Consider the following 26,733-nt stretch of genomic DNA (forward strand, 5'->3'; position numbering starts at 1 on the left):
ATGGCTGCACCTACCACCCCCCACGCTGCCCAGCGCGCGCCCGGCGCCCTGACCTTGCGCGTTCTGTCGGCCCTGCTCGGCTATCCGGATGCCCGGCAGCGGGACAACCTGGCCGAGATGCGACGCCTGCTGCGGCAGGAAAGCGTTCTCTCGCCCACGCGCATGCAGGAGATCGAAGCGCTGATGACGCGCCTGCAGGCCGGCGATGCAATCGATGTGGAAGCGGCCTATGTCGAACTGTTTGACCGCGGGCGCGCCACCTCTTTGCACCTGTTCGAACACGTCCACGGCGACTCACGGGAGCGTGGCCCCGCGATGATCGACCTGGGCCAGACTTACCAGAGCGCCGGGCTGATGCTGAAGGAGGACGAGCTGCCGGACTACCTGCCGGCGCTGCTCGAATTCGTTTCGACCCAGCCGGCCCGCCAGGCGAAGGACTTCCTGGCCGAGATCGCGCACATCCTCAAGGCGATCTTCGGCGCGCTGCGCGAGCGCGACAGCGGGTATGCGAGCCTCGTGGGCGCGCTCCTGGAACTCGCAGGGCAGAAGGCCGACGCGATTCCGGTTCCCGCGCCCGAAGCGCCGCTCGATGAAAGCTGGGCCGAGCCCGCCGCGTTCGACGGCTGTTCGACGCAGGGCCAAGCCCGGCCCGGCCAGCCCCAACCCATCCACATCGTGCGCCGCGCACAAAACGCAGCCGGAGTCACGCCATGAAATCCGTGCACGACTTCCTGTTCCAGGTCTATCCCTACGTCTGCTTCACGGTCTTCATCGTGGGCAGCCTCATCCGTTTCGACCAGAACCAGTACAGCTGGAAGAGCGACTCGTCGCAAATGCTGCGCGCCGGCCTCTTGCGCTGGGGCAGCAACCTCTTCCACCTGGGCGTGCTGTTCCTTTTCTTCGGCCACATGGTCGGGCTCTTCACGCCGCATGCGGTGTACGGCATCTTCATGAGCGCCGCCACCAAGCAGACGCTGGCCGTGACGGCGGGCGGCATCGCCGGCGCCGTGTGCTTCGTCGGCCTCACGATGCTGATCTGGCGCCGCCTCTTCGACCCGCGCATCCGCCACACCAGCCACGCAAGCGACATCCTGGTGCTCGCCGTGCTGTGGGTGCAACTGGTCGTCGGCCTGATCACCCTGCCCTACTCGATCCAGCACACCGACGGCAGTGTCATGCTGATCCTGGCGGACTGGGCGCAGCGCATCGTCACCCTGAGGCCGGTGGACGCGACGGCACTGGCGGCGTTGCCGTGGCCTTACCTGTTCCACGTGGTGTTTGGCATGACGATCTTCCTCTTGTTCCCGTTCACGCGGCTGGTTCACATCTGGAGCGGCTTCGCCGCCGTCACGTTCCTGTTCCGTCCGCACCAGGTGGTGCGCAGCCGCCGCCTGAACGTGCCCGCCGGACGGAATTCCCCCGGCCAACCCAGCGCGGTTCCCCCAAGGGGCGCAGCGGCCGTCGCGCAACCCGGAGATCGCTAGACCATGACGACGATCACTCGCGACACACCTCAGGCCGTTGCTTCGGTGAACGGCCTGCCGCTGCACAAGGCCGGTGAAGTACTCGCCGACGAAGAGCTGCGGCAACGCGCCTGCACCGAGTTGCTGCGCCAGGCCGCGATCCGGGATGGCTTGCTGGATGCTGCCGACCCGGCCCCCGCCAACGGCGTTTCCAGCGACGCCGCGTCCGAAGCGATCGAAGCCTGGTTGGAGCGTGAACTGCAGATTCCCGAGCCATCGGACGACGCGTGCCGCCGGCATTTCGACGCCCATCCGGGGCGCTACCAGACTGGGGAGCGCGCTCGCGTGCGCCACATCCTGTTCGCCGTGACGCCGGGCGTCGATGTTGTGGCATTGCGCAATCGCGCAGAGGCCTGCCTGCTCGACGTGCGATGCCACGACGGAACCGAAGCCGAAGGCTTCGCCCGCGCTGCACGCGAGCTTTCCAATTGCCCGTCCGGGGCCGATGGCGGCGCTCTGGGCTGGCTTGCCGCCGCGGACTGCGCGCCGGAGTTCGCGCGCGAGATCCTGGGACATGCGGAAATCGGCGTATTACCGCGCCTGGTGCACAGCCGGTTCGGGCTTCACGTGGTGGAAGTCCTGGAGCGCCTGCCCGGTACGGCGCAAGCCTTCGAAACAGTCCACGGTTCGGTGCGCATGGCGCTGCGCCAGCAGAGCTGGGTCACCGCATTGCGCCAGTGCCTGCAGGTGCTGGCCGGCCAGGCGCGGATCGAGGGCGTGGCGCTGGACGCGGCGGAGACACCGCTGGTTCAATGAACGAGCCCGATTCCGACGAGCTGTTGCAGCGGCTCCGGCATTTCCGGTCGGACTACTTCCCGCGCCACCAGCAACGCTTCCAGGACCTGGTGGCCCAGGGGCAGCACCCGAAGACGCTGTTCATCGGATGTTCGGATTCGAGGCTCGTACCCTACCTGCTCACCGGTGCGGGGCCGGGCGAGCTGTTCATCGTCCGGAACGTGGGCGCGTTCATACCGCCCTATGACGGCTCGCATGGGCTGCACGGCACCATGGCGGCGATCGAATTCGCCGTGCTCTCACTGCACGTCGAGTCCATCATCGTCTGCGGCCACAGCCATTGCGGCGCGATCCGCGCGGCGTACGAAGGCGTTCCGGACGAGGCCATAGCGCTGAAGGCGTGGTTGAAGCTGGCGAGCGAGGCGCTCCTTCCCGTCCAGGCGGGACCGGAGGCGCTCCGGCGCACCGAGCAGCGCGCGGTGGTGCTGCAGCTGGAACGATTGATGGGTTATCCCATGGTCCGCCGGCAAGTCGAATGCGGGCAGCTCACCTTGCACGGCTGGCACTATGTCATCGAAGACGGTGAAGTGCATGTGTTCGACGTCACACAAGGCGGCTTCGTCGCGGCATCGCGCGCGACGAACAGCGGAACCGGGCCCTATCAGCCCTATGTGGAGCACGACGGGCAAGTCATCGACACGGGCCTGGATTCGGCCGTCCCCCAGCCGGGCAGCGTGCCCTTCTGACGCGCTACGCTTCTCATGGATTTTCAGCACTCCCCTGAATCGCTCCGCCTGCGCAGCCGGCTGGAGGCATTCATCGCCCGCTTCGTTCTGCCCTACAACGCGGCTTGGCACCGTTCGGTGCAAGAGGGTGTGTTCCCGCCGCTGTTCATGGAAGACCTGAAGTCGCTGGCTCGCGACGAGGGCCTGTGGAACCTGTTCCTGCCCGGCCTGCGCGACAGCGAGCCTGGGACAAGGGTCAGCAACCTGGACTATGCACCGCTCGCGGAATCGATGGGCCGCGTGCCGTGGGCGTCTGAAGTCTTCAACTGCAATGCGCCCGACACCGGCAACATCGAGTTGCTGCACCGGTTCGCGACGCCCGACCAGGCCGCACGCTGGCTCGTGCCGCTGCTGGAAGGAGACATCCGGTCGGCGTTCGCCATGTCCGAGCCCGACGTCGCCTCTTCGGACCCGACCAACCTGCAAACCACCGTCCGCCGTGACGGACCGGAGTTGGTGCTGAACGGGCGCAAGTGGTTCATCACCGGCGCGGCGCACCCCCGCTGCCGGCTCCTCATCGTCATGGCGCGCGATGCCGCCGGCGACCGCGGGCACGACAAAGAAAACGAAAACGACTCGCATGCGCGGCACAGCATGGTGCTGGTGCCGATCGACACGCCGGGTGTTGGGGTCGTTCGCAACATCCCGGTGCTCCACCACGTCGCGCCCGAGGGTCACTGCGAAATCCTGCTGCGCAATGTGAGGGTGCCGGCGGACCATCTGCTCGGTGCCTGGGGCGCGGGGTTCGCCATGGCACAGGCCCGACTCGGCCCCGGCCGCATCCACCACTGCATGCGCACGATCGGCCAATGCGAACTGGCCCTCGAGCTGGCCAGCGAGCGCGTGCTGGAACGCCGTGCATTCGGCAAGTACCTGGCCGACTTCTCCAATGTCCAGGACTGGATCGCGGAGTCGCGCATCGAGATCGACCAGGCCCGCCTGCTCGTCCTGCAGGCGGCATGGGCGCTGGATCAGGAAAGCCCGGACCGCGCGTCGATGAAAGCGCAGATCGCCGCCATCAAGGTCGTGGCCGCGCGGCTCCAGACGCGCGTGGTCGATCGCGCGATGCAGATCTTCGGCGCCATGGGCCTTTCGCCCGACACGCCTTTGGCCTGGTTCTTCAGCTGGGGGCGCGCCCTGCACCTCATGGACGGGCCCGACGAGGTTCACCTGCGCACCGTGGCGCGCGCCGAACTCGCGCGAGCGCGTGCCCGCATGGGTGCCGGGTCGGCGTACTTCACCACGCCCGAGCAGTTGGAAGCGCCGCCGCGGTTGCGCTGAACTCGCTGACCTACTGGAACGCTACCGCGTTTCCTTCGGGGTCCAGCGCGAGGAAGCCTTGCAAGCGACCGATGCGCACGTTCTCGACCATGCTGTTCAGGGCCGCGTCCACTTGCGCATCGGTCGGCTCCCCGTCGCCCTTACCGCCCAGCGCGGCGACGAAAGCCACCTGCCACGGCGGGCAGGCATCGCGCGATTCGGCGACGAGCGCCTCGAACTGCGAGAGCTCGTCCAGGCGCTTGTCCACACAGGCGAGCGGCTCGAGGGCCCCACCCTCCCCGGCTTCGAAGCTGGCGCGTTGCAGAGGCGTCGCATCTGCCGGCAGTTCGGCTCCGGCGAAGACGAAGAGGAGGCGCTGCGGCGCCGGTTGTGCGGCTGCGGCCTGCAGCAGCTCGTTGAATTGAGAAATCGGGTTCATGGCTGCCAGCATGCCCGCCGCGCGAGCCGCCGGGTTGATGCAGATCAAACACCCAGGAGAGTGCCGCTCCTAGCATAGGTGCATTCCAAATCCACCTTTAAACGAAGGAGCTTTCCATGACACTTTCCGCTGCACGCATCGACGTTCGAACCATTCCTCCCCGCGAGCGGCATCCCTTGATCTTCTCCACATTCGGCGCACTCAAGACCGGTACCGCGATGGAGCTCGTCAACGACCACGACCCCAAGCCGCTCTACCACCAGTTCCAGGCGCAGATGCCCGACGCATTCACCTGGGACTACCTCGAACAAGGCCCGGACACGTGGCGCGTCGCCATCACCAAGATCAAGCCCGCGCATGCCGACGGCCAGTGCTGCGGCTCGTGCGGGGGCGCATAGCCACATCCCACCGTTCACCTGAGGGAAAACATCGTGAAAAACAATGCAATGCTGTGGCGCTGGCTCGGCTTCATCTTCGTGCTGTCATTCGGCATCCTGGGCTACCTGGGATGGCAGATCTACCTGACGGCACCGCCCATCCCCCGCGAGGTGGTCAGCACCAGCGGGCAGGTGATCTTCACCGGCGAGCAGATCCAGAAAGGCCAGCAGGTCTGGCTGGCCAGCGGCGGCCAGCAACAGGGCAGCGTCTGGGGCCACGGCGCCTACGTGGCGCCCGACTGGTCCGCCGACTGGCTGCACCGCGAGGCAGTCGCGCTCAAGGCCATCCGCACTGCCGAATTGCGCAAGTCGCCCGACGCACTGACGGCCGCCGACAAAGGCGGCATCGACGCGGCGCTGAAGGAGGAGATGCGCCGCAACACGTATGACGAGGCCAGCGGGACTGTGACGGTTTCGGCGGAGCGTGCCAAGGCCATCGAGCAAGTCGCCGGCCACTACGACGGCGTGTTCGGCGACGATGTGTCGCTCGCCAAACTGCGCGACCAATACGCCATGGTCGATTCGACCGTGCCGGCCCGCGCGGACCGCAAGGCCCTTGCCGCCTTCTTCTTCTGGACTTCGTGGGCGGCGGCGACGGATCGCCCGGGCGAAGAGAACCTCTCTTACACCAGCAATTGGCCGCATGAGCCACTGGTCGGCAACAAGCTCACCGACTCCGCAGCGCTCTGGTCGATGGCCAGCATCGTGCTGCTGCTGGCGGCGATTGCGGCCATGCTGTGGCTGCACGGCGGAAGCAAGCACGAGCCGGAAGCGCAGCCGCCGAAAGCGGACCCGCTGCTCGGCGCGGTGGCGACCCCTTCCATGAAAGCCACCCGCAAGTACTTCTTCGCGGTGATCGGGCTGATGCTGCTGCAGATCGCCATGGGCGTGATCACAGCGCACTACGCGGTCGAAGGACAGTCGTTCTTCGGCCTGCCGCTCGCACAAGTCTTGCCCTATGTGGTGAGCCGCACCGTGCACACGCAGGTCGGCATTTTCTGGATCGCCACCGCATGGCTGGCCACCGGCCTCTATGTCGCGCCACTGCTTTCGGGCCGCGAACCCAAGTTCCAGAAGCTCGGGGTCGACGTGCTGTTCTGGGCACTCATCGCGATCGTGGTCGGATCCACCGCCACCGGCTGGATCGGCACGCTGCAGCGCAGCGGTGTCGACTTCAGCTTCTGGATCGGCAACCAGGGCCTGGAGTTCACCAGCATGGGCCGCGTGTGGCAGCTCCTGCTGTTCGTCGGCTTGCTGTTCTGGGTGTTCCTGCTGGGCCGTGCGCTCTGGCCGGCGCTGAAGACCCCTTCGGAAACCCGCGGACTCATCGCGATGGTGTTCCTGTCGGCCGCGTGCATCGGCGGGTTCTACGCAGCGTCGCTGACGTGGGGCCAGCACACCCACTACTCCATGGTGGAGTACTGGCGCTGGTGGCTGGTGCACCTGTGGGTCGAAGGCTTCTTCGAAGTGTTCGCCACCGCGGTCGTCGGCTTGATCTTCACCAAGCTCGGACTGGTGCGTGCGGCCAGCGCGAACCGCGCGATCATCGCCGAAACCATCGTGTTCCTGTTCGGCGGCATCCTGGGCACGCTGCACCACCTGTATTTCACCGGCACGCCGACTTCGGTGATCGCCGTGGGGGCGGTGTTCTCCGCGCTGGAAGTGGTGCCGCTGACACTGATCGGTCTGGAGGCCCTGCAGACGTGGAAGCGCTCGCAGGCCATGCCGTGGCTCGGCGCCTACAAGTGGGCCGTGATGAGTTTCGTGGCGGTCGGGTTCTGGAACACCCTGGGTGCCGGCGTGCTCGGGTTCGCCATCAACCCGCCGGCCTCGCTGTATTACGTCCAGGGCCTGAACATGACCGCGGCGCACGGCCACGCTGCCCTGTTCGGCGTGTACGGCATGCTCGGCATCGGCCTCATGCTGTTCTGCCTGCGCGGCCTGTATCCGCGGGACCTGCATGCGGACAACTTGCTCAAGCCCGCGTTCTGGAGCCTCAATATCGGCCTGGCGATGATGGTGTTCATGTCGCTGCTGCCGGCCGGCATCTACCAGGCCTGGGCCAGCATCAGCCAGGGGCTCTGGTACGCCCGCTCGCCTGAAGTCATTCACTCGGGCGTGATGGAAACACTGGTGTGGATGCGCGTTCCGGGCGACATCCTCTTCGCAGCGGGCTCTGTGTTCCTTGCCTGCTATGCCCTCAAGCTGCTGCGCCGGCGAGGAGCCGCGCCGCAGGCAGCTGTTCAAGGTGCCACGGTCACGCCATGAAACTCACCACCTTCACCGACTACAGCCTGCGGGTGCTGATCTATCTCGCAGTGGAGCCCGGCCGGCGAGCGACCATCGGCGAAATCGCCGCCTCGTTCAACGTGTCCGAGCATCACCTGACGAAGGTGGTGCACTTCCTCGGCCGCTGCGGGTGGCTGGCCAACGTCCGCGGCCGAGGCGGCGGGCTCCACCTGGGGATGGCACCGGAACAGATCGGCGTGGGTGCCGTTGTCCGCCAGACCGAGGGGGAAGCCGTGCTGGCCGAGTGTTTCGGGCCGTCCCAGGGTGGCTGCGCCATCGCCCGCGTGTGCCGCCTGCGGGGTGTCCTCGCGGAGGCCGGCGAAGCCTTCCACGCGGTGCTCGACCGGTACACGCTGGCCGACCTGGTCGCCGACGGCGGCCAGATGTCCACCATCCTGTTCATGGGCAACACCAGTGTGCAGATGCGCGAGGGCCGCGCCGCATGAGCTCGCAGCTCTTGCCCTCCACTGCGCCGCGCGCGGGATTCGCGTTGTGGCAACTCGGGTTTCGCCCGTTCTATCTTTTCGCCAGCATCTTCACGGCCTTGTCCGTCGGTCTTTGGGCGCTGCAGTTCACCGGCAGGCTGGGCCGGCCTTACCTCGCTGGCCCCGTCTGGCACGCCCACGAGATGCTGTTCGGGTTCACGCTGGCCGTCGTTGTGGGCTTTCTTTTCACCGCCGGCCGCAACTGGTCGAACCAGCCGACTCCGACAGGCTGGCCTCTCGCGGCACTCGCGTTGCTATGGGTCGCGGGCCGCGTCCTGGTGCTCACGCCCTATGGCTGGGCCGCGGCGCTGGTGAATGCGGCTTTTCCGGCGGCAGCGGCGATCGCCCTCGCGGTCCCGTTCTGGCGCGCGGGCGTGCGCCGGAACTACTTCTTCGTGGGACTGCTGCTGGTGATGTCGGGCGCGGTGTTAGCGACCCATCTGCAGCAGCTGGGTATCATCGCGCTGCCCGGCTGGGTGGGAATCCAGATCGGCCTGGACACTGTGCTCTTCATCCTCGCAGTGATGGGCGGCCGGGTGATTCCCATGTTCACCAACAACGGAATCCCGGGCGCCGGCGCAACACGCAATCAATGGGTGGAGCGGGCGGCGCTGGGTTCGACGCTGGCGGTGATGGCTGCCGATGTTCTTCGCCCGGACGGCATGCCGCTGGTCCTGGTTGCGGCAACCTGCGCCTTGGCGCACGCCATCCGGTGGAGCTTGTGGCGTCCGTGGCGCACCTTGCGCACGCCGCTGGTCTGGGTTCTGCACCTGGCTTACCTGTGGATTCCTGTCCACCTGGTGCTGCGCTCCGTTGCGCAGTTCGGCCTGGTCGCTCCGTCCCGCGCGGCGCATGCGCTGACCGTCGGGGCCATCGGCGGGCTGATCATCGGGATGATGACCCGCACTGCGCGCGGCCACACGGCACGACCGCTCCGCGCCGATGCTTGGGACGTTGCCTGCTACACGCTGGTAAGCCTCGCCGCATTCGTCCGGGTGGCGCTGCCGCTGGCGTTTCCGCAGTTGCTGCACGAAGCCGTGGGCGCTTCGGCGCTGCTCTGGTCGGCCGGGTTCGGGCTCTACGCCGTCCGCTACTGGCCGGTGCTGACCCGCGCGCGGCTTGACGGCAAACCCGGCTGAGGCCACACCTGCCGCTGCTTCGGCTGCGGGGGATAATCCGGCCGCAAGCGTGATCGCCACGATCGCGCCACCGACGAAGAGTCCCCGATGCAACCGGCGCCATCATTGTTCGACCCGCTGCCCGACGAAGCCGACAACACTCCGCCGGACAGCACTCCGCCAAAATCGCCGCGCGCGAAACGCCAGGCGGCCGCGGTAGAACCGGCACCGGCTGAACAAACGCTCCTCGATCTTTCCGCTGCCATGCCGCAGCTGCTGCACATGGGCACTTCTTCCTGGAGCTTTCCGGGGTGGAAGGGCCTGGTGTGGGCTGGAGATCACGCCGAGGCCGCGCTGTCGAAGCAGGGCTTGGGCGCCTATGCCCGCCACCCGATGTTCCGCACCGTGAGCCTCGACCGCGCGTTCTACCGGCCGCTGTCGGCCAGCCAATACGCAACATACGCGGCGCAGGTGCCCGAGCATTTCCGGTTCGTCGTCAAGGCGCCGAGCCTGGTGACCGACGCGACCGTGCGCGCCGCGGACGGCCGCGGCATGCAGCCCAACGCAGCGTTTCTCGACCCGTCGCTCGCCATCAGCGAGTTCGTCCAGCCGGCGTTGGAGGGGCTGGGGCCGCGCATTGGATCGCTGGTGTTCCAGCTCAGCCCCCTGCCCCGCGCCTGGCTGGCGCGCATGCCCGAACTCTTTCAAAAGCTCGAGACGATGCTTGCCGCCATGCCTTCGCTGCCCACAGGCGCAACGGTGGCTGTGGAAGTGCGGGACGCGCAACTGCTGGTGCCGGAGTTCGCCGCGCTGCTGAAGCGCGTGGGCGCCACCTATTGCCTGGGCCTGCACGCCAAGATGCCGCCGATCGAGGCGCAGTTGCCGATGCTGCGTGCCCTGTGGCCCGGCCCGTTGGTGTGCCGATGGAACCTGCACCAGAAGCACGGCGCTTACGGCTACGAAGAAGCGAAGGGCCTGTACGAACCGTTCGACCGCCTCGTCGATCCCGATCCCGAAAGCCGCGACGTTCTTGCCCGGGTGATCGTGGCCACCGTTGCAGCCGGCTTTCACAGCTACGTGACGATCAACAACAAGGCCGAAGGATCAGCGCCCTTGTCGGTTCAAGAACTGGCCAACGCGGTGCTTGCGCGCCTGGGGTCTGCAGCGAGCGCGCCGAGCGCTGAACCAAAGCCAAAGACTTAAGCCCTGATGCAGCCTAGAAGTGGCCTCACGATTCGTTACCAACTTGTTGATTGTTATGTAGTTTTTCGTTAACTGTGTCACGCGACAGTCTTGCGCTTTTGTTACGCTGCGCATAACTTGTACCTATGCGCTGGTTCAAACCCAATCTTCGCAGCAGCATTTACGGCCTTCTCGGCAACCCGCTTCCGCCTTCGGATTCAATGCTGGAGTCGGGCGCGGAAGACATCCGTGAAGCCATGCTTAAGCTGCTCGGCGACGCCGGCCCGAAGCATTTCCCGCAGATCACCCGGCGCATCCGCTACGCGAGCGACGTGCAGTCCCTGTGGTATCTCCGCGGTGACCTGATGGCTTCGCTGGCGGCCATGCACGGCGAGTCCGCGGCCCGCAAGCAGGTCGCGTCCGTCACCGCCATGTTCCGCGGCCTGCTGCCCAACGGCCTGGATTCGCGTCCGAGCCGCCTGGAAGGCTGAGCGTCTCCCTGCCGCCTAGTGGCGGTGCCCCCACAGCACGAAGGCATCACGTCCCTCGACGGCGAGATGCACCTTGGCCCCCACCGGGAGCGCCACCTTGGTGGGCACGTGCCCGAACGGTAGGTTCGTGAACACCGGCGCCTTGATCTTTGTGCGCAGCCAGTCCACCACGGTTTGCAGGCGGTAGCCCTTGTCGTGCGGCACAGGCTTGTAGTTGGTGAAGTGCCCGAGCAGCACCGCCTTCTGGCGGGCCAGCACGCCGGTGTAGAGCAACTGGGTCAACATGCGCTCGACGCGGTACGGATGTTCGTGAACGTCTTCCAGGAACAGGATGCCGCCTTTGACCTTGGGCATCCACGGCGTGCCCGCCAGCGCCGACATGATGGCGAGGTTGCCGCCCCACAGCTGCCCCTTCAGCTCGATGGGCGTGGCTTGCGATTCCGACTTGGGCAACTGCCAGCCCGTGCCCTCCCCCTGCCCGTTCACGAGGTCCTCGAAGCAGGCTTGCATGATGTCGTCCGGTTCGCCTTCGACGCCGAAGTCCTCGCCCAGCGCCGGGCCTGACCACGTGACGCTGCCGGTTTCCGCCAGTACCGCGTTCTGGAACGCAGTGAAGTCCGACAGGCCGACGAAACGCATGCCCTTGTCGATGGCCTTCGCCACCGCCTTGTAGCGGATGCCGGGCAAGAGGCGCGTCAGGCCGTAGCCACCGCGCGTGATGAGGGCGACGTCCGCGCCGCTCGCGGCCGCACGATGGATGGCGGCCAGGCGGGTTTCGTCGTCGCCGGCAAAACGCATGTGGGTTGCGAGGGCAGCCTCGTCGAGTTCGACTTCGTGGCCCAGGGCCTGCAGGCGCGCGACGCCGCGGCGGATCACCGACTTGTCGCGCACGGCGCTCGACGGCGAGAAGATGTAGATATGTTTTTTCACCCGGCGAAGTATCCCACCGCCGCGCGCGCGATCGGTTCGCCGTGCTCCTGCACGAAGTGCCCGGCCTGGTCGATGACCATCGGCTCCGGGCAGCCACGGATGTTTTCCCGCAGCGCCTGCATCACGTGCACGCCCAGCACCGGGTCCTGCGCACCGACTGCCATCATGGTCTTGCCTGCCCATTGCCCGGACCAGAAATCGCGTGCCTGGCGCGAGATCGCTGCACCATCGGCGTCCGGGCTGTCCGGGACCATCGGCGGGAAAGCACGCAGCGCAGCCCGGTGCCCACGGTCCGGGAAGGGCGCGCCATATGCGGTGCATTCCTCCGCGCTCATCTGCGGGTTGCCGCGGCCAAACAGGCGGCCGACGTCGAACTCCGGGTTCTTCCTGCACATCTCGCGCCACGCCAGGAAGCCGGGGCTCAAGGGCGCGTCGCCCGTTGCGAGCGTGGTGTTCATGACCAGCAGGCCGCGATAGCGCTGCGGCGCGGCCATCGGCAGCGTCAAACCCAGCAAGCCGCCCCAATCCTGCACCGCGAGCACGACGTCGCGCAGATCGAGCCGCTCGACGAATTCGAGCAACGCCTCGCGGTGCCAGCCGAAACGATGGGCGGCGTCCTTCTTGGGTTTGTCGCTCTTGCCGAAGCCGATCATGTCCGGTGCCACCACGCGGTGCCCCGCCTCCAGGAAAACCGGGATCATCTTGCGATAGAGGTAGCTCCAGGCAGGGTTGCCGTGCAGGCAGAGCCAGGTGACGGGCGCAGTCGCCGGGCCTTCGTCCAGGTAGTGCATCCGCAGGCCATCCAGCGCGGGCAGGTCGGCAACGTAATGCGGCTGCCAGGGATAGCCGGGCAAGCCGGTGAAACGATCGTCGGGTGTGCGAAGCGCGTCGTCGCGCAGCGGATGCGCGCTTGATCGTGCCTCCTGCCGGCGGCCCAGGAAGAATCGGCTCAGCTCAGCGCCACACTCCTCGGCCAGGACGCCGGCTTCGACTTCTGTTTGGTGGTTGAGCCGCGAATCCGCGAACAGGTCGACGACCGAGCCCGCCGCCCCGGTTTTGGGATCGGCCGCGCCGTACACCAACCGTCGGATCCGCGAGTGCAGCATCGCGCCGCTGCACATCGCGCACGGCTCCAGCGTGACATAGAGATCGCATTCGTCGAGCCGGTAGTTGCCCAGTGCCTGCGCGGCCGCTCGCAATGCCGCGACTTCCGCGTGGGCCGTCGGATCGTTCTGCCCTACCGGCGCATTGCGACCCGTGGCGATGACCTGGCCGTCCCGCACCACCACGGCGCCGACGGGCACCTCCCCATTCGCGGCAGCGAGGCGCGCCTGTTCCAGCGCCAGCGCCATGAAGCCTTCGTCGCTCACTTCGTGCTGTCTTCGGGGATCTGCCGGGGTTGCTGGTCCATCGCGCCTTGCACGGCTTGCTTGAATTGCTGGACCTGTTGCTGGGGTGTGCCTGTCAGCGGGGCCACAGCGCCGGGCTCAGACGCCGAGGAGGCCGATGCGGCGGGCGAGCGCGGATTCAATTGCTTCTTGGCCAGAACGCCCACGATGGCCACGACGACCAGCAGGCTCAACACACCGAAGATGATTCTCATTGCCCTTCTCCTGTCTTGGCGGCCGCGCCCATGCCCAGCCGGTCCATCCACAACCCAAGTTCGCGCTCGTCGTCATTGCCGTCGGCGTAACCGGCTCGCATCACCGCGTGCGCTTCGCGCCGATGCTGGTTCAGCTTGAGCTTGCACTGCAAGTCGACCACCTCGAGCTCGAACGCCATGATGCCCGCAAGCATCTTGTGCGCGAAGTCCTCGCCCAGGTCGCGCCACTGCTGCGCGTACGGCGGCTCGTGGTCGCCGATCAGTTTCTTGAGCAAGCGGTCTTTGGCCAGCGGATCGTCAACGAGCATCGCCGATACGGTGCAATGCACGGCCAGGTAGTTCCATGTCGGCACGCGCGCCAGGTCCGGGTAGACCTTCGGCGACTGGTAGGCGTGCGGGCCGAGAAAGGTGGCCACGGCCGTGGGCCGCGCCTGCAGGTAGCGCCAGTGCGGGTTGGGCCGGGCGCAATGGCCCAGGAGCACGAACCCGCTGTCGCGTTCTTCCAGATGCAACGGCAAATGCGTGACGAACGGCAAGCCGGCATCGTCGATGGAAATCAAGCTCGCGAACGGGTTCTCGCGCATCACCAACGCCGCCATCGCGGGGTCGTCCGACTTGAAATGGGAAGGCAGGTACATGGGCGAATTGTGCCCGCAGTGCATCGCCCTTGCTCAGCTCACTTCGCCTGCCCGGGCCCTCTTTCGACAAAGAAACAGTCAGGCAGGATGGCCGGGGCGATGTGGTCGATGTCTTCGGACGAAACGCCACGGGCGAGGAAGCTGTCGCGCCAATGCCGCACGGTGTCGACAAGTCGATCGATCTGCGCGCGCGCCTCTTCGGCCGACAAGCCGAAGCGCCCCGCCTGCGACAACAAGTTGTAGATGCTGGCCGTGCGGCCGTAATCGCCCACAGTCAGCGCCAGGTCGCGCCTCTCCAGGCTCACCAAGGGTGCGGGCACGAGGTCGTAGGCCGGCGACAAGCGCCATCCCCTCTGCCTGCGCAGCAGGGCATGGTTGCGGGGGTGATCGTCGTTGTTGGTCACGGCAGCGTTGAAGACCATCCGCCTGAAAAGTTCGGCGCAGTCTGCCTCCGGCTTGTCGGACCATCGGCGCAACGCGTCGGCCAGCAGCGGGTAGGACCAGCGGCCGCGATCGAGGTAGCTGTCACCGCAGTCAAGCACGGTCAAGCCGCTGACGAGGCCGAAGCGCAGGTAGCCCATGTCTGTTTGATCGCGATCGAAGCGCTGCAGCATCAGCACATCGCTCTCGCCGACGGACTGGAGCCGCGCATGGGCGACGTTCAGGCCGCATCGGCGGGCCAGGTCGAGCGTCGCGAATTCGACTCGCTGCAGATTGAAGCGGTCGCCGCGCGCGGGAAACTTGCCAAGCCAGAGGCTCTGGGCGTCCTCGATCGTGGCCTTCGGCCGCGCCCCGCCCATGCTCGTGCCAGGATCGAGCTGTTCGAGCAGGCGTGCCGCAACCGGGCGCCCATCTTCGATCGCTTGCGTGGCGGCGATCAGTTCGGCCAGCTGGTGCGTGCGGTTGTACTGTCGCTTCGGCGCCGGCGGTTCGGCCTTCAACCCGAAGCTCAGATATCCTGCCCCATCTTGCGGCCCATGGAGCAGATAGTCGATTTCCTGGAGATCGGCCGCACCGCGCTGGAGTTTGTGTTCAATCACGCGGCGTCCCCACGCGTCGGGGCCTGCGTCTCGAACCGCGCCAGGAATTCCATGGAGTTGGGTGAACTCGAAGACTTCTTTGGCAAGAGGCAGCTTGAAGGGATCGAGCGCGACTGCTTCCGGGCGCTGAAGGTAGCGATCGCCGTAGCGGAACCGTCCAACCTGCGTCCCGTCTGGGAGTGTCTGCACCCTGAGCAGCGCAGCTGGCACCGTCTTCAATGTACCGGGCAGCTGAATGTAGACATATACCTCGCGCTCAGAAGTCATAGTCGTCGCTTGCCTTGCGAGGCTTACCGGCCCGCGTGGGCCGGCGCGACGCTTCGAGCGCCTTGCCGTGAAGATCGCCGTCGGGATCCGCGACAGCGTCCAGGGACTTGTCCAAGCCAAGCGCCCACAGCACGGTGAAGCACACGCCAACCGCCGTGCCTGGCTTGCCGAGCTCCAGCGCCGTGAGGGTATTCCGGTTGATTCCAGCCTTACTTGCGAGATCGGCCACGGACCAGCCGCGCCGGATTCGCGCCACCCGTATGCGCTGACCAAGTTGAACCACCTGGTCAGCGACTTGAACGGGTATCGCGAACTTGCTCATTAAACTAGGCATTTATTTGATATATGCCCTTTATACTAGGTGTTCATGACAAGAAAAACAACGTGCGCATCGAAAAATCATCAGTAAATTAGGCATTAATTTGGATAATGCCTATTATTCTTTGCATTCTGGCGAATCATTCCCACTCGATCGTTGCCGGCGGCTTGCTGCTCACGTCGTAGGTCACGCGGTTGATGCCGCGCACCTCGTTGATGATGCGGCTCGACACCTTCTTCAGCAGCGCATAGGGCAGCTCGGCCCAGTCGGCCGTCATGAAGTCACTGGTCTGCACGGCGCGCAGGGCCACGACGTAGTCGTAGGTGCGGCCGTCGCCCATCACGCCCACGCTCTTGACGGGCAGGAAGACCGTGAAAGCCTGGCTCGTGAGGTCGTACCAGTTCTTGCCGGCATCGTCGTGGAAGTTGCGCAGTTCCTCGATGAAGATCGCATCGGCGCGACGCAGCAGGTCGGCGTATTCCTTCTTCACTTCGCCCAGGATGCGCACACCCAAGCCCGGGCCGGGGAACGGGTGGCGGTAGACCATCTCGGGCGGCAAGCCCAGCGCCACGCCCAGTTCGCGAACTTCGTCCTTGAACAGGTCGCGCAACGGCTCCAGCAGCTTCAGGCCCAACTGCTCCGGCAGCCCGCCGACGTTGTGGTGGCTCTTGATGGTGACGGCCTTCTTGCTCTTCGCGCCGCCGGACTCGATGACGTCCGGGTAGATCGTGCCTTGCGCGAGGAACGTGGCGCCTTTGTGTCCGCCGTCGCCGGCCTTGAGCTTGGCGGCCTCGGCCTTGAACACGTCGACGAAGAGCCCGCCGATGATCTTGCGTTTGGCCTCAGGCTCGCTCACACCGGCGAGCTTTCCGAGGAACAGTTCGCTCGCGTCGACGCGGATCACCTTCGCGTGCAACTTGCCCACGAACATGTCCATCACCATGTCGCCCTCGTTCAGGCGCAAGAGGCCGTGATCGACGAATACGCAGGTCAGCTGGTCGCCGATGGCGCGGTGGATCAAAGCGGCCGCGACGGACGAATCGACCCCACCGGACAAGCCGAGGATGACTTCTTCGTCTCCGACCTGCTCGCGGATTTTCGCCACGGCTTCCGCCACGTGGTCGCGCATCACCCAGTCCGGGTTGGCGCCGCAGATGCCCAGCACGAAGCGCTCGAGGATCACGCGGCCCTGTTGGGTGTGCGTGACCTCCGGATGGAACTGCACGGCGTAGAACTTGCGCGCTTCGTCGGCCATGCCGGCGATGGGGCAGCTGTCGGTACTGGCCATCAGCTTGAAGCCGGGAGGCAGCTCGGTGACCTTGTCGCCATGGCTCATCCAGACATTGAGCATGCCGTGGCCTTCGGGCGTGGTGAAGTCGGCGATGTCCTGGAGCAATTTCGTGTGGCCGCGCGCGCGCACGCTGGCAAAGCCGAACTCGCGCTTGTGGCCGCCCTCCACTTTCCCGCCCAGCTGGTGCGCCATGGTCTGCATGCCGTAGCAGATGCCAAGCACGGGCACACCGAGCTCGAACACCGCCTGCGGCGCCTTGTCGGTCGTGTCTTCGTAGACGCTGGCATGGCTGCCGGAGAGGATCACGCCCTTGAGGGTGCCGTCGGCTGCGTACTCACGCACCCAGTCGTCGGTCACGTCGCAAGGATGGACTTCGCAGAACACGTGCGCCTCGCGGACGCGCCGGGCGATCAGCTGGGTGACTTGGGAGCCGAAATCGAGGATGAGGATTTTCTGGTGTTGCATGGCGGTTTTCTAGAATTGCACGCACGGGATGCTGCAGCTTTGGGCCGCCGCGACCAGCGCTTTGTCGCGTGACACGAGGGTGCCGTTGAGGCGCACCACGAGTTCCAGGTAAGTTGCGTCGTAGTAGGTAAGGCGGTGCGCCTCGGCCAGCCGCAAGATCTGCGCGCGGCGGTGGAAGCTGGGAATGGGATCGATCTCGACCCCCGCCATGGTGACGAGTTCGAGCCCGCGCTCAAAATGCGCTTTGGGCAACCGGTTGCGGCGATAGGCCATGGTCAGCGTGTTGCCGATCTCCCAGAGCCACAGCGCCGGGGCATGATAAGGACCCTCTCCGCGGCAGGCCTGCGTGTAGTGGAAGTCCCCGATGTCATGCTGCTCATCGGGAATGCACCAGCAGGCCGTGGCGGACGTGTCGATGACGATGGGCTTCAATATCTTCTGCCTTCGTCGCGCAGCTCTTTCCAGTCGAGCTTCTTTTCACCCGGCTGGAGAGGACGCCACAATGCGCGAAAGGCTCGGAGATCGGCCAGGGCTTGCGCTGCCCGCTTGTCGCGCTCTGCTTGGCTCGGCCCTTCGGCCGTTTCGGCAACGAGGCGGACCACGGGCTTGCCGTGCCGGGTCAGCACCACATCTTCGCCCTGCTCCACGGCGTGGATCAGGGCCGACAGCCGCGTCTTGGCTTCGTTGATGGGAACAGACTGCATGAACTGGTCCTTTATTAAGGAAGACAGCCCATATTTTAACGCATCATTTATATTAAGACCATAAATTGTGGTCTTAATTGATTTATTCCGCCCGGTAGTTGGGCGCTTCCTTGGTGATCTGCACGTCGTGGACGTGGCTCTCGCGCATGCCGGCCGAAGAGATTTCGACGAACTCGGCTTTGTTCTTCATCTCGTCGATGGTGGAGCAGCCGCAGTAGTGCATCGAAGCCCGCAGGCCGCCGGCCATCTGGAAGATCACGGCAACAACCGAGCCCTTGTACGGGACCTGACCTTCGATGCCTTCGGGTACCAGCTTGGCCGTGTTAGGGCTGTTACCGGCGTTGTCCTCCTGGAAGTAGCGGTCGGCCGAGCCCTGCTGCATAGCCCCGAGCGAGCCCATGCCACGGTAGCTCTTGTAGGTGCGACCCTGGTACAGGATCGTCTCGCCCGGCGCCTCCTCGGTGCCGGCAAAGACGCCGCCCATCATCACGGTGTCGGCGCCGGCTGCTATCGCTTTGGCCAGGTCACCCGAGAAGCGCACGCCGCCATCGGCGATCAGCGGCACGCCGGACCCCTTGATGGCGCTGGCGACTTGGTCGATCGCGAATATCTGCGGCACGCCCACACCGGTGACGATGCGCGTGGTGCAGATCGAGCCGGGGCCGATGCCGACCTTGACCGCGTCGGCGCCTGCCTCGACCAACGCCTTGGCGGCGGCCGCTGTAGCGATATTGCCGCCGATCACGTCGATCTGCGGATAGTTCTGCTTGACCCAGCGCACGCGGTCGATCACGCCCTTGCTGTGGCCGTGCGCGGTGTCCACCACGATCGCGTCGACTCCGGCTTTCACCAACGCTTCGACGCGCTCCTCGGTGCCCTCGCCCACGCCGACGGCGGCGCCGACGCGCAGGCGGCCGGAACCATCGCGAGCGGCATTGGGGAAGCTGGTTTGCTTGGTAATGTCCTTGACGGTGATCAGGCCCTTGAGCTCAAAGGCGTCGTTGACGACCAACAGCCGCTCGAGCTTGTACTTATTGAGCAGCGCCTTGGCTTCCGCCAGTGTCGTGCCGTCGCGTGTCGTGATCAGCTTTTCGCGCGGGGTCATGATCTGGCTCACCGGCACGTCGTAACGCGTCTCGAAGCGCAGGTCGCGCCCGGTCACGATGCCGACCACCTTGCCGCCATCGAGGACCGGGAAGCCCGAGATGCCCAGCTGCTCCTGCATGTCGATCACCTGGCGCACCGTGTGGGTGGGCGTGATCACCACAGGATCGCGCAGCACCCCCGATTCGTAGCGCTTGACGCGTGCGACTTCGGCGGCCTGCTGCTTGGGCGTGAGGTTCTTGTGGACGATCCCCATGCCGCCTTCCTGCGCGATGGCGATCGCGAGCCGCGCTTCGGTCACGGTGTCCATGGCGGCGGACACCAGCGGCAGGTTCAGGGTGATGTTGCGGGAGAGACGGGTCGCAAGGGACGTGTCCTTGGGCAGGACCTGGGAGAACGCCGGCACCAACAACACATCGTCGAAGGTGAGCGCTTTTCCTAAGAGGCGCATGTCAAAGCTCCAAAAGACGGATTGTACTCGTCCGCATTTGGTACTAACCCTTGTGGCTGGGAGTGCCCCTTCGTGACGAACGGCGCAGGCATGTGGTGCCAGCGGTTCTCGCTTTTGCCGGGCCGGCGCTACACTGGCGCGATGAAATTGCTTCGCGTCACTCTGTGCGGCATCGCCTTGGCGAGCCTTCCGGCCCTTTGCCTCGCCCAGTGGCAATGGATCGACAAGGACGGCCGCCGGGTCTTCAGCGACCAATCGCCGCCCGCCGACATTCCCGCCAAGAACATCCTCAAGCAACCGGGGGGAAACAAGGGCAAAGCCGGCAGTATTTCGATTACCCCCGCCGAGCCCGCATCCGCTCCGGCCGACGCCGCCAAGCCCGTAGCCGCCGTGCCGAAGCTCAGTGGCAAAGACAAGGAACTGGAAGAGAAGAAGAAGCTGGCCGAAGCTGCCGAGGCGGACAAGAAGAAGGCCCAGGAGGAGGAAATTGCGAAGGTGCGGGCAGAAAACTGCGATCGCGCCAAGCGATCCAAGGTGACCCTCGATTCGGGCGTTCGGGTTTCGCAGACCAACGCCAAGGGCGAGCGCGAAATCATGGATGACGCGCAACGCGCAGCCGAAGTCAAGCGCCTGGAACGGGTCATCGCCAGCGATTGCAAGCCGGCCTGAGACGCCCGCTAATAGCCTGGCTTGGCGCCCTGCCTCTTGCGGGCGAACAATCCCGCCGCGCGTGCACCCTGCTTGCGAAACCGCTCGCGGCGCGCGAGCTTCGGATCCACCTTGAGCTCCCGGTAGATTTCCACCCGGTCGCGATCACGCAACGGCTGTTCAAGGCGAGCTTTGCGGCCCCACACGCCCACCACCGCTGCAGTCAGGTCGGCGTTTGGGAATGCGGTTTTCAAGCCGCTGGCCTCTAGCGCCTGAAGCACGGTGGCGCCCGGAGGCAGGGACAACACCCATTCATGCACGATGCGGGGTCGCGGCGAATACAGCACCGCCACCTGGATGGCCTCAGTCATAGACCTGCTCCGCCCGTTTGACGAAGGCGTCGACCATGTTGCCCGCGATCTTGTCGAACACGGGGCCCACCAACGCAGCCAGCGCCGCGTTGTCGAAGCCGTAGTGCAGGTCGAGTTCGACCTTGCAGGCGCGCTGCTGCTCGCCCAGGGGCTTGAATTGCCATTTTCCGTCGAGGCGGGAAAACGGTCCGTCCTGGAGCTTCATCGCCACTTCACGGCCTGGCACGTGCTCGTTGCGAGTGGTGAATGTCTGGCGGATGCCGCCGAACGCGATGCCGATTTCGGCCTTCATGCCCTTGTCGTCGCTCTCGATCACGGCAGCCTTGTCGCACCAGGGGAGGAACTCCGGATAGCGGGCCACATCGGTGACCAGGGCGAACATTTCTTCGGCGCTGTACCAGATGAGGACGGACTTGTGAACGGTTTTCATAGAATGCGGGGCCCGCGGGCATTGTAGTTACGTCGCGCAAACCCAATCTGTAAGGCAATGGCCAAAAAACCCGAAACCGCGAGCCGCATCGCCGACAACAAGAAAGCGGCCTACAACTATTTCTTCGAGGAAAGGTTCGAGGCCGGCATGGTGCTGGAAGGCTGGGAAGTGAAGGCCCTGCGCGAAGGCAAGGTTCAGCTGACCGACGGCTACGTGGTGGTCAAGGGTGGTGAGCTATTCGTCATCGGCTGCCAGATCAATCCGCTCAAGACCGCATCGACCCACGTCAACCCCGACGCAGTGCGCACCAAGAAGCTGCTTCTGCACAAGGAAGAAATCAAGCGGCTGGTCGGGAAGGTCGAACAGAAAGGCTACACCCTGGTTCCGCTCAACCTGCATTGGAAAGACGGCAAGGTGAAATGCGAGATCGCGCTGGCCAAGGGCAAGGCCGAGCACGACAAGCGCGACACGATCAAGGACCGTGAAGGCAAGCGCGAGGTCGAACGCGCCATGAAGAGCCGTAACCGCTAGGCAGGAGGCTCGGCGCTCAGGCCAGGTGGCGCAGCGGATGCGCGTGCGCCGGCCAGGGGCTCTCGAAAAACGGCAGCACCATCTCCGGCGTGACGTCCTCGATGCGGGCGGGGTTCCAGCGCGGCTGCTGATCCTTGTCGATCGCCAGGGCGCGGATGCCCTCCACCGTTTCGCTGGCGCCGGGGCGCAAATGGAAGCAGTGGCGCACCATGTCGCGCTCCATCCGCAGGTTGTCCGCCAATTCCAGTGCGCGGCCGCGCCGCACCTGTTCGAGCGTCACATGCAGCATCAGCGGTGACCGCTTGCGCAGCAGCGCCGCGGTTTCGGTGGCCCAGGGCGTCGCGTCGCTTTCCAGTGCCGACACGATCGCATGAACGGTCGGCAACGCGAAATACCTGTCGATTGCGTCTCTGTGCGTCAGCAGGGGCGCCGTGGGCAGCGGGCTGGCCGTATCGTGCAGGCCATCGACCCACGACAGGTCACCCGCTTGCAGCAGCGTCCACAACGAAGGCAGTCGCGCGGACTCGACCACGGCGTCCGCCAAGCCCGCGGCCAGGGCATCGGCCGCGCCGATCATGTGCCCGGTGAGCGCGAGGTATTCGCCCACGCGTCCCGGGCACCGCGACAGGAAGTACCCGCCGCCCACGTCGGGAAAGAGTCCGATGTTCGTTTCCGGCATCGCCATCTTCGTGCGCTCGGTCACCAGGCGCAGGCTCGCCCCTTGCGAGATGCCCATGCCGCCACCCATCACGATGCCGTCCATGAATGTCAAATATGGTTTTCCGTAACCATGGATCAGGTGATTGAGCCGGTATTCCTCGGTGAAGAAGTCTTCCAGGCGGGGATCGCCGGCGTGGATGGCCTGGTGGAAGAACCGGATGTCCCCGCCCGCGCTGAACGCGCCGAAAGGGCCGTCCTTGCCGTGCCCGCGGATCGCAACAGCGCGAATCGCGGCGTCGTCTCTCCAGGCAAGCAGCAGGGCCGTCAGGTCCCGGATCATGGAAAGGCTCAGCGCATTGAGCGCCTTGGGCCGGTTCAAAGTGATGAGGCCTACACCCCCGCCGACCTCCGCCAGGACTTCGCTCATGACGCCCTCGCCCTCCAGCTCAACATTTCATTGATGACCAAGGCGCCCATGACCAAGGCGCCGCCTGCCAACACGGTCTGGCTCGGAACTTCATCGGCGCCGACCCAGGCGAGCAATATACCGAAGATCACTTCGAGCAGCGCCAGCAGCGCGATCTCCGGTGCCTTGAGCACGCGGGCGCACATGACAGAGAGAGCGCACGGAATCGCGAGTTGCACCAGGCCCAGCAGGGCGAGCAGCCCGATGTCGTGGGCCGAAGCCTGTAGCGGCATGGCCAACGGCAGCGTGGCCAATGTTGAAATCACCGCGCCCACGAGCACCGACGGCACCAGGTCGACGTTCTGGCCGCGCGCGTTGGCGCGCTGCACCACCGTCCAGTTGATGGCGCCGGCGAGCGGCACGCACAGTGCCACCAACGTACCGGCGATCTGCCCACCCGATACCTGCGCCGCGTACATGTAGGCGATCCCGCCGCCGGCCACGATGATCGCCATCCAGGTGCGCATCGGGATTCGATGGCCAATGAAGACGCGCGCCAGCAACGCCGTGAGGAACGGCCCCACCGACATGGTGACCAGCACGTTGGCGACGCTGGTCAGCGTGAGGGCGATCATGAACGCCGTGAACATCACGCTCCAGCACACGCCGGAGACCCAGAGTGCCGTGTTGCCGTTGCGAATGCGCGCGAAAACCTCGCGGCCCTGGAAGAACGGCAGGATCACCAGCAGCGATGCCACCGTGAAGAAGCTGCGCCAGAACGTGATCTCGAAACTGCGCGCATGCTCCAGGTGGCGCGTGATCACCCCGGCGATCGACCACATCATGGTCACCGCCACCATCAGGAACACCGCCTTGGTGTGGGTGAGCTTCATCCCGCCACGGTTTCGCGCGAGGCGCGCTTGCGCTCGTGCTCTTTCAAATGGCGCTTGCGCAGGCGGACGCTCTTGGGCGTGATTTCGACCAGCTCGTCGTCCTCGATGAACTCGACACCGTACTCCAGCGTGAGCTGGATCGGGGGCGTGATCTTGATCGCGTCTTCCTTGCCGGACACGCGGAAGTTGGTCAGCTGCTTGGTGCGCGTGGCGTTGACCACGAGGTCGTTGTCGCGGCTGTGGATGCCGACGATCATGCCTTCATACACCGGGTCGTTCGGGCGCACGAACATGCGGCCGCGGTCGTCCAGCTTACCCAGCGCGTAGGTGAAGATTTCGCCGTCGTCCATGGAGATGAGCACGCCGTTCTTGCGGCCGCCGATTTCGCCGCGGTGAGCCTCATAGCTGTCGAAGATGTTGGAGATGAGGCCCGAGCCGCGCGTCAAGTTCAAGAATTCGTTGGTAAAGCCGATCAGGCCGCGCGCGGGAATGCGGTATTCCAGGCGGACCCGGCCACGGCCGTCCGGCTCCATGTTGATCAGGTCGCCCTTGCGCTCGCCGAGGGCCTGCATCACGCCGCCCTGGTGCTGGTCTTCGATGTCGACCGTCACCATCTCGATCGGCTCGTGCTTTTCGCCGTTGACGTTGCGCAGCACCACTCGCGGCTTGGACACCGCCAGCTCGTAGCCTTCACGACGCATGTTTTCCAGAAGAATGGTGAGGTGCAGTTCGCCGCGGCCCATCACTTCGAAAATGCCCTCTTCGTCCGTTTCGCTGACGCGAAGCGCCACGTTGGACTGCAATTCCTTCTGCAGGCGGTCCCAGATCTGGCGGCTCGTGACGTACTTGCCCTCACGGCCGGCCAACGGGCTGGTGTTCACGCAGAAATTCATCGTCAGGGTCGGCTCATCGACCTTGAGCATGGGCAGCGGTGACGGATTTGCCGGGTCTGTGATCGTGACGCCGATGCCGATGTCCTCGATGCCATTGATCAGCACGATGTCGCCGGGGCCGGCCTGCGGCACCTGGACGCGATCCAGGCCCTGGAACGTCAGCACCTGGTTGACACGGCCCTTGATGGTCTTGCCATCCGGGCCTTCCATCACCACGACGTCCATCATGGGCTTGACGGTGCCTGCATTGATGCGGCCGACGCCGATGCGGCCCACGAAGCTCGAATAGTCGATGGCCGAGATCTGCAGCTGCAGCGGTGCATCCGAGTCGCCCTCGTGCGGCGGCACGTGCTTGAGCACCGTGTCGAACAGGGCCGACATGTCGGGGCCCCACTGCTCACCCTGGCCGCCCTCTTCCATCGAGGTCCAGCCGTTGATGCCCGAGGCGTAGACCACCGGGAAATCCAGCTGTTCGTCGGTCGCGCCGAGCTTGTCGAACAGGTCGAAGGCGGCATTGACCACGTGCTGCGGCCGCGCGCCGGGCTTGTCAACCTTGTTGACGACCAGGATCGGGCGCAGGCCCAGGGCCAGCGCCTTCTTGGTCACGAAACGCGTCTGGGGCATCGGGCCTTCCTGCGCGTCGATCAGCAGCACCACGCCGTCGACCATCGACAATGCGCGTTCCACTTCGCCGCCGAAGTCCGCGTGGCCGGGGGTGTCGACGATGTTGATGTGCGTGCCCTTCCAGGACACGGCGCAATTCTTGGCCAGGATGGTGATGCCGCGCTCGCGTTCGATGGCGTTGTTGTCCATCACGGTGTCGACGACTTTTTCGTGCTCGGCGAAGGTGCCGGACTGGCGCAGCAGCTGGTCCACCATGGTGGTCTTGCCGTGGTCGACGTGCGCGATGATCGCGATGTTGCGGATTTGCTTGTTGGTCATAGGTTGCTTTCCAAAATCTGTTGGACCTCCGGCGGGCTGAGCAGCCGGCCGGGGATCAGTTCGCCGCCCTTCACATGGGCGGTTCCGAGCAAGGCCTTCGGCTCATTGCCGAAAACCGCCACGAATTCGTTGTCCTGCCACTGCCCGCGGCGGCGCAGGCCGCTGAGGAACCGGCCTGCATTATCCGCATCCAGGGTGACGCGCGTGTGATCGGGTAACAGGGAGTCGACCGGCTTCAGGTTGGCCCGGCGTTCTTCCTCGCTCATGGTTTCCAGCGCGTCGAGCGTGATGCATTGCGAAACGTCGTAATGCCCTGTCGCGACGCGGCGCAGCGACGTGAGATGTGCCCCGCAGCCCAGCGCCTCGCCGATGTCTTCGCCCAACGTGCGGATGTAGGTGCCTTTGCTGACCTTGGCCGTCATCAAGAGCGTGTCGTTCGTCCCGCTTTGCGCGCTGAGCTCGAGCTCGTGAACGATGACGTCGCGCGCCTCGCGCTCGACCTCCTCGCCCGCGCGCGCGTATTCGTACAACGCCTTGCCATCCTTCTTCAGGGCGCTGTACATCGGCGGCACCTGGCGCAGCGGCCCGGTGAATTGCCGCGCAACATCCGCGAGGCGGTCCGCCGTGATCTCCGGGACCTCGCGCTCGGCGATGACCTCGCCTTCGGCGTCCCCGGTGGTGGTCTTCACGCCCAGGCGCACCGTGGCCTCATACGTCTTGTCGGCCTCGAGCTGGAGCTGGCTGAACTTGGTGGCCGCGCCGAAGCATAGCGGCAGCACGCCGGTGGCCAAAGGGTCGAGCGTGCCCGTGTGCCCCGCCTTTTCGGCGCGCAGCAGCCACTTGCAGCGCTGCAAGGCGTTGTTGCTGGAGAGACCCAGCGGTTTGTCGAGCAGCAACACCCCATGCACAGGGCGCCGCTGCACCCTGGTGCGTGGCGCGTTCATGCCTAGTCTTCTTTTGCGCGGGAGGAAACCGCCTTGGCAATCAAGGCGTTCATGTCGGCCGCGCGCTCGGTGGTGCGGTCGAACTGGAAATGCAGCGTCGGCACGGTGTGGATGTGCAGGCGCTTGAACAGGCCGTTGCGGAGGAACCCGGCGGCCTGGTTCAGCGCGTCTTCGCATTCCTGCGAGTCCCCGACGAGCACGCTGAAGAAGATCTTCGCGTGCGCGTAGTCGGGAGTGACCTCCACTGCCTGGATCGTGACCATGCCCACCCGCGGGTCCTTCAACTCGCGCGCGATCAGCTCCGTCAGATCGCGCTGGATCTGATCGGCGACCTTGAAGGCGCGGTTGGGGGTGGCTGACTTCTTCTTCATTGCTCAGTGGGTCCTGGCACCTTCGTGGGCCACCGCGGAACCGGCTTTGCCGGGCCGCTGGTGGCGCCCCCTTGAGGGGGAGGCGCCG

General features: G+C 65.5%; 31 protein-coding genes. 13 read left to right on the top strand and 18 right to left on the bottom strand.

Translation table 11 applies throughout. The annotated features are described in order from the left end of the window. From narJ to EEB15_RS06820, 5 genes are read left to right on the top strand one after another with little or no spacing between them, the layout of a single operon-like run. Positions 1 to 714: a nitrate reductase molybdenum cofactor assembly chaperone gene (gene narJ / locus EEB15_RS06800; RefSeq protein ID WP_141508958.1), complete on the top strand. Its 714-nt coding sequence runs from the start codon at positions 1 to 3 to the stop codon at positions 712 to 714. Continuing rightward, positions 711 to 1,484: a respiratory nitrate reductase subunit gamma gene (gene narI / locus EEB15_RS06805; RefSeq protein ID WP_141508960.1), complete on the top strand. Its 774-nt coding sequence runs from the start codon at positions 711 to 713 to the stop codon at positions 1,482 to 1,484. Before narJ ends, narI begins: the two co-directional genes overlap by 4 nt. A 3-nt stretch (positions 1,485 to 1,487) precedes the next feature. Beyond that, complete coding sequence (locus tag EEB15_RS06810; RefSeq protein ID WP_141508962.1) at positions 1,488 to 2,279, top strand: peptidylprolyl isomerase; 792 nt, start codon at positions 1,488 to 1,490, stop codon at positions 2,277 to 2,279. Beyond that, positions 2,276 to 3,004 (top strand): carbonic anhydrase, encoded by a 729-nt coding sequence (locus EEB15_RS06815; RefSeq protein ID WP_141508963.1) that lies wholly within the window; start codon positions 2,276 to 2,278, stop codon positions 3,002 to 3,004. Before EEB15_RS06810 ends, EEB15_RS06815 begins: the two co-directional genes overlap by 4 nt. A gap of 15 nt (positions 3,005 to 3,019) precedes the next feature. Next, the gene (locus tag EEB15_RS06820; protein WP_141508965.1) at positions 3,020 to 4,324 is read left to right on the top strand and encodes an acyl-CoA dehydrogenase family protein; all 1,305 of its coding nucleotides are present in this window, start codon (positions 3,020 to 3,022) and stop codon (positions 4,322 to 4,324) included. A gap of 10 nt (positions 4,325 to 4,334) precedes the next feature. Here EEB15_RS06820 and EEB15_RS06825 read toward each other — a convergent pair whose 3' ends face one another. Continuing rightward, positions 4,335 to 4,742 carry a ribonucleotide reductase subunit alpha gene (locus tag EEB15_RS06825; protein WP_141508967.1) on the bottom strand — a complete coding sequence of 136 codons (408 nt, stop codon included), beginning with the start codon at positions 4,740 to 4,742 and terminating at the stop codon, positions 4,335 to 4,337. Positions 4,743 to 4,858: 116 nt separating this feature from the next. Between EEB15_RS06825 and EEB15_RS06830 the strand changes: the two genes are divergently transcribed. The 6 genes from EEB15_RS06830 (at position 4,859) to EEB15_RS06855 (ending at position 10,744) form a co-directional block, all read left to right on the top strand. After that, positions 4,859 to 5,140 (top strand): DUF2249 domain-containing protein, encoded by a 282-nt coding sequence (locus EEB15_RS06830; RefSeq protein ID WP_141508969.1) that lies wholly within the window; start codon positions 4,859 to 4,861, stop codon positions 5,138 to 5,140. A 33-nt stretch (positions 5,141 to 5,173) separates the two neighbouring features. Continuing rightward, positions 5,174 to 7,447: a nitric-oxide reductase large subunit gene (locus EEB15_RS06835; RefSeq protein WP_141508971.1), complete on the top strand. Its 2,274-nt coding sequence runs from the start codon at positions 5,174 to 5,176 to the stop codon at positions 7,445 to 7,447. Beyond that, on the top strand, positions 7,444 to 7,914 hold the full coding sequence (locus EEB15_RS06840) for an Rrf2 family transcriptional regulator (RefSeq protein WP_141508973.1): 471 nt from the start codon (positions 7,444 to 7,446) through the stop codon (positions 7,912 to 7,914). The genes EEB15_RS06835 and EEB15_RS06840 overlap by 4 nt, the downstream gene beginning before the upstream one ends. Further along, a complete protein-coding gene (locus EEB15_RS06845) occupies positions 7,911 to 9,092 on the top strand; it encodes an NnrS family protein (protein WP_141508975.1) in 1,182 nt (393 codons plus the stop codon). Before EEB15_RS06840 ends, EEB15_RS06845 begins: the two co-directional genes overlap by 4 nt. Positions 9,093 to 9,179: 87 nt before the next feature. After that, the gene (locus EEB15_RS06850) at positions 9,180 to 10,274 is read left to right on the top strand and encodes a DUF72 domain-containing protein (RefSeq protein ID WP_141508977.1); all 1,095 of its coding nucleotides are present in this window, start codon (positions 9,180 to 9,182) and stop codon (positions 10,272 to 10,274) included. Between the two features lie 125 nt (positions 10,275 to 10,399). Next, positions 10,400 to 10,744 carry a hypothetical protein gene (locus EEB15_RS06855; RefSeq protein WP_141508978.1) on the top strand — a complete coding sequence of 115 codons (345 nt, stop codon included), beginning with the start codon at positions 10,400 to 10,402 and terminating at the stop codon, positions 10,742 to 10,744. Positions 10,745 to 10,759: 15 nt separating this feature from the next. On the opposite strand, the gene EEB15_RS06860 is transcribed toward EEB15_RS06855, so the two are convergent. The 10 genes from EEB15_RS06860 to guaB all read right to left on the bottom strand — a co-directional run bounded on the left by EEB15_RS06860 (position 10,760) and on the right by guaB (position 19,556). After that, entirely contained in the window at positions 10,760 to 11,674 is a 915-nt protein-coding gene (locus EEB15_RS06860; RefSeq protein ID WP_141508980.1) for an LD-carboxypeptidase, read from the bottom strand. Then, positions 11,671 to 13,044, bottom strand: a complete 1,374-nt coding sequence (gene tadA, locus EEB15_RS06865) for a tRNA adenosine(34) deaminase TadA (protein ID WP_141508982.1) — start codon at positions 13,042 to 13,044, stop codon at positions 11,671 to 11,673. The genes EEB15_RS06860 and tadA overlap by 4 nt, the downstream gene beginning before the upstream one ends. After that, entirely contained in the window at positions 13,041 to 13,277 is a 237-nt protein-coding gene (locus EEB15_RS06870) for a hypothetical protein (RefSeq protein WP_141508983.1), read from the bottom strand. Before EEB15_RS06870 ends, tadA begins: the two co-directional genes overlap by 4 nt. Beyond that, entirely contained in the window at positions 13,274 to 13,915 is a 642-nt protein-coding gene (locus EEB15_RS06875) for an FMN-binding negative transcriptional regulator (protein WP_141508985.1), read from the bottom strand. The genes EEB15_RS06870 and EEB15_RS06875 overlap by 4 nt, the downstream gene beginning before the upstream one ends. 38 nt (positions 13,916 to 13,953) lie before the next feature. Then, complete coding sequence (locus EEB15_RS06880) at positions 13,954 to 14,955, bottom strand: type II toxin-antitoxin system HipA family toxin (protein WP_370283429.1); 1,002 nt, start codon at positions 14,953 to 14,955, stop codon at positions 13,954 to 13,956. Positions 14,956 to 15,211: 256 nt separating this feature from the next. Then, positions 15,212 to 15,544 (bottom strand): helix-turn-helix transcriptional regulator, encoded by a 333-nt coding sequence (locus EEB15_RS06885; RefSeq protein WP_141508989.1) that lies wholly within the window; start codon positions 15,542 to 15,544, stop codon positions 15,212 to 15,214. A gap of 136 nt (positions 15,545 to 15,680) precedes the next feature. Beyond that, positions 15,681 to 17,297 (bottom strand): glutamine-hydrolyzing GMP synthase, encoded by a 1,617-nt coding sequence (guaA, locus tag EEB15_RS06890; protein ID WP_141508991.1) that lies wholly within the window; start codon positions 17,295 to 17,297, stop codon positions 15,681 to 15,683. A gap of 9 nt (positions 17,298 to 17,306) precedes the next feature. Further along, complete coding sequence (locus tag EEB15_RS06895) at positions 17,307 to 17,729, bottom strand: type II toxin-antitoxin system VapC family toxin (protein ID WP_158290023.1); 423 nt, start codon at positions 17,727 to 17,729, stop codon at positions 17,307 to 17,309. Continuing rightward, positions 17,726 to 18,001: a type II toxin-antitoxin system Phd/YefM family antitoxin gene (locus tag EEB15_RS06900; RefSeq protein WP_141508995.1), complete on the bottom strand. Its 276-nt coding sequence runs from the start codon at positions 17,999 to 18,001 to the stop codon at positions 17,726 to 17,728. The genes EEB15_RS06895 and EEB15_RS06900 overlap by 4 nt, the downstream gene beginning before the upstream one ends. A gap of 82 nt (positions 18,002 to 18,083) precedes the next feature. Beyond that, on the bottom strand, positions 18,084 to 19,556 hold the full coding sequence (gene guaB / locus EEB15_RS06905) for an IMP dehydrogenase (RefSeq protein ID WP_141508996.1): 1,473 nt from the start codon (positions 19,554 to 19,556) through the stop codon (positions 18,084 to 18,086). Between the two features lie 21 nt (positions 19,557 to 19,577). Here guaB and EEB15_RS06910 point away from each other — a divergent pair, with 21 nt between their 5' ends. Beyond that, a complete protein-coding gene (locus tag EEB15_RS06910) occupies positions 19,578 to 20,225 on the top strand; it encodes a DUF4124 domain-containing protein (RefSeq protein WP_370283431.1) in 648 nt (215 codons plus the stop codon). 8 nt (positions 20,226 to 20,233) lie between these two features. Here EEB15_RS06910 and EEB15_RS06915 read toward each other — a convergent pair whose 3' ends face one another. Beyond that, the gene (locus EEB15_RS06915; RefSeq protein WP_141508997.1) at positions 20,234 to 20,575 is read right to left on the bottom strand and encodes an RnfH family protein; all 342 of its coding nucleotides are present in this window, start codon (positions 20,573 to 20,575) and stop codon (positions 20,234 to 20,236) included. After that, positions 20,568 to 21,005, bottom strand: a complete 438-nt coding sequence (locus EEB15_RS06920; RefSeq protein ID WP_141508999.1) for a type II toxin-antitoxin system RatA family toxin — start codon at positions 21,003 to 21,005, stop codon at positions 20,568 to 20,570. The genes EEB15_RS06915 and EEB15_RS06920 overlap by 8 nt, the downstream gene beginning before the upstream one ends. Before the next feature lie 57 nt (positions 21,006 to 21,062). Here EEB15_RS06920 and smpB point away from each other — a divergent pair, with 57 nt between their 5' ends. After that, entirely contained in the window at positions 21,063 to 21,536 is a 474-nt protein-coding gene (smpB, locus tag EEB15_RS06925) for an SsrA-binding protein SmpB (RefSeq protein ID WP_141509001.1), read from the top strand. Positions 21,537 to 21,552: 16 nt separating this feature from the next. Here the strand turns inward: smpB and EEB15_RS06930 are convergent, their stop codons facing one another. From EEB15_RS06930 to rbfA, 5 genes are read right to left on the bottom strand one after another with little or no spacing between them, the layout of a single operon-like run. Next, a complete protein-coding gene (locus EEB15_RS06930; RefSeq protein ID WP_141509003.1) occupies positions 21,553 to 22,623 on the bottom strand; it encodes an enoyl-CoA hydratase/isomerase family protein in 1,071 nt (356 codons plus the stop codon). Next, positions 22,620 to 23,495: a DMT family transporter gene (locus tag EEB15_RS06935; protein WP_141509005.1), complete on the bottom strand. Its 876-nt coding sequence runs from the start codon at positions 23,493 to 23,495 to the stop codon at positions 22,620 to 22,622. Before EEB15_RS06935 ends, EEB15_RS06930 begins: the two co-directional genes overlap by 4 nt. Then, positions 23,492 to 25,330 (bottom strand): translational GTPase TypA, encoded by a 1,839-nt coding sequence (typA, locus tag EEB15_RS06940; RefSeq protein WP_141509007.1) that lies wholly within the window; start codon positions 25,328 to 25,330, stop codon positions 23,492 to 23,494. The genes EEB15_RS06935 and typA overlap by 4 nt, the downstream gene beginning before the upstream one ends. Further along, positions 25,327 to 26,274 carry a tRNA pseudouridine(55) synthase TruB gene (gene truB, locus EEB15_RS06945; RefSeq protein ID WP_141509009.1) on the bottom strand — a complete coding sequence of 316 codons (948 nt, stop codon included), beginning with the start codon at positions 26,272 to 26,274 and terminating at the stop codon, positions 25,327 to 25,329. Before truB ends, typA begins: the two co-directional genes overlap by 4 nt. A 2-nt stretch (positions 26,275 to 26,276) precedes the next feature. Continuing rightward, complete coding sequence (gene rbfA, locus EEB15_RS06950; RefSeq protein WP_141509010.1) at positions 26,277 to 26,645, bottom strand: 30S ribosome-binding factor RbfA; 369 nt, start codon at positions 26,643 to 26,645, stop codon at positions 26,277 to 26,279. Positions 26,646 to 26,733: the final 88 nt, after the last annotated feature.

Origin of the sequence: Ramlibacter sp. WS9, assembly GCF_003797765.1 — a bacterium.
GTDB lineage: Bacteria > Pseudomonadota > Gammaproteobacteria > Burkholderiales > Burkholderiaceae_C > Ramlibacter.

Excerpts from the sequence above, each read along its gene's own strand:
- EEB15_RS06935 (WP_141509005.1), bottom strand. The coding sequence starts at position 23,495 with ATGAAGCTCACCCACACCAAGGCGGTGTTCCTGATGGTGGCGGTGACC.
- EEB15_RS06850 (WP_141508977.1), top strand. The coding sequence starts at position 9,180 with ATGCAACCGGCGCCATCATTGTTCGACCCGCTGCCCGACGAAGCCGAC.
- EEB15_RS06820 (WP_141508965.1), top strand. The coding sequence starts at position 3,020 with ATGGATTTTCAGCACTCCCCTGAATCGCTCCGCCTGCGCAGCCGGCTG.
- EEB15_RS06875 (WP_141508985.1), bottom strand. The coding sequence starts at position 13,915 with ATGTACCTGCCTTCCCATTTCAAGTCGGACGACCCCGCGATGGCGGCG.
- typA (WP_141509007.1), bottom strand. The coding sequence starts at position 25,330 with ATGACCAACAAGCAAATCCGCAACATCGCGATCATCGCGCACGTCGAC.
- EEB15_RS06840 (WP_141508973.1), top strand. The coding sequence starts at position 7,444 with ATGAAACTCACCACCTTCACCGACTACAGCCTGCGGGTGCTGATCTAT.
- EEB15_RS06885 (WP_141508989.1), bottom strand. The coding sequence starts at position 15,544 with ATGAGCAAGTTCGCGATACCCGTTCAAGTCGCTGACCAGGTGGTTCAA.
- guaB (WP_141508996.1), bottom strand. The coding sequence starts at position 19,556 with ATGCGCCTCTTAGGAAAAGCGCTCACCTTCGACGATGTGTTGTTGGTG.
- EEB15_RS06920 (WP_141508999.1), bottom strand. The coding sequence starts at position 21,005 with ATGAAAACCGTTCACAAGTCCGTCCTCATCTGGTACAGCGCCGAAGAA.
- EEB15_RS06870 (WP_141508983.1), bottom strand. The coding sequence starts at position 13,277 with ATGAGAATCATCTTCGGTGTGTTGAGCCTGCTGGTCGTCGTGGCCATC.
- EEB15_RS06825 (WP_141508967.1), bottom strand. The coding sequence starts at position 4,742 with ATGAACCCGATTTCTCAATTCAACGAGCTGCTGCAGGCCGCAGCCGCA.
- rbfA (WP_141509010.1), bottom strand. The coding sequence starts at position 26,645 with ATGAAGAAGAAGTCAGCCACCCCCAACCGCGCCTTCAAGGTCGCCGAT.
- truB (WP_141509009.1), bottom strand. The coding sequence starts at position 26,274 with ATGAACGCGCCACGCACCAGGGTGCAGCGGCGCCCTGTGCATGGGGTG.
- guaA (WP_141508991.1), bottom strand. The coding sequence starts at position 17,297 with ATGCAACACCAGAAAATCCTCATCCTCGATTTCGGCTCCCAAGTCACC.
- EEB15_RS06815 (WP_141508963.1), top strand. The coding sequence starts at position 2,276 with ATGAACGAGCCCGATTCCGACGAGCTGTTGCAGCGGCTCCGGCATTTC.
- narJ (WP_141508958.1), top strand. The coding sequence starts at position 1 with ATGGCTGCACCTACCACCCCCCACGCTGCCCAGCGCGCGCCCGGCGCC.
- EEB15_RS06915 (WP_141508997.1), bottom strand. The coding sequence starts at position 20,575 with ATGACTGAGGCCATCCAGGTGGCGGTGCTGTATTCGCCGCGACCCCGC.
- narI (WP_141508960.1), top strand. The coding sequence starts at position 711 with ATGAAATCCGTGCACGACTTCCTGTTCCAGGTCTATCCCTACGTCTGC.
- EEB15_RS06930 (WP_141509003.1), bottom strand. The coding sequence starts at position 22,623 with ATGAGCGAAGTCCTGGCGGAGGTCGGCGGGGGTGTAGGCCTCATCACT.
- EEB15_RS06810 (WP_141508962.1), top strand. The coding sequence starts at position 1,488 with ATGACGACGATCACTCGCGACACACCTCAGGCCGTTGCTTCGGTGAAC.
- smpB (WP_141509001.1), top strand. The coding sequence starts at position 21,063 with ATGGCCAAAAAACCCGAAACCGCGAGCCGCATCGCCGACAACAAGAAA.
- EEB15_RS06830 (WP_141508969.1), top strand. The coding sequence starts at position 4,859 with ATGACACTTTCCGCTGCACGCATCGACGTTCGAACCATTCCTCCCCGC.
- EEB15_RS06855 (WP_141508978.1), top strand. The coding sequence starts at position 10,400 with ATGCGCTGGTTCAAACCCAATCTTCGCAGCAGCATTTACGGCCTTCTC.
- EEB15_RS06900 (WP_141508995.1), bottom strand. The coding sequence starts at position 18,001 with ATGCAGTCTGTTCCCATCAACGAAGCCAAGACGCGGCTGTCGGCCCTG.
- EEB15_RS06845 (WP_141508975.1), top strand. The coding sequence starts at position 7,911 with ATGAGCTCGCAGCTCTTGCCCTCCACTGCGCCGCGCGCGGGATTCGCG.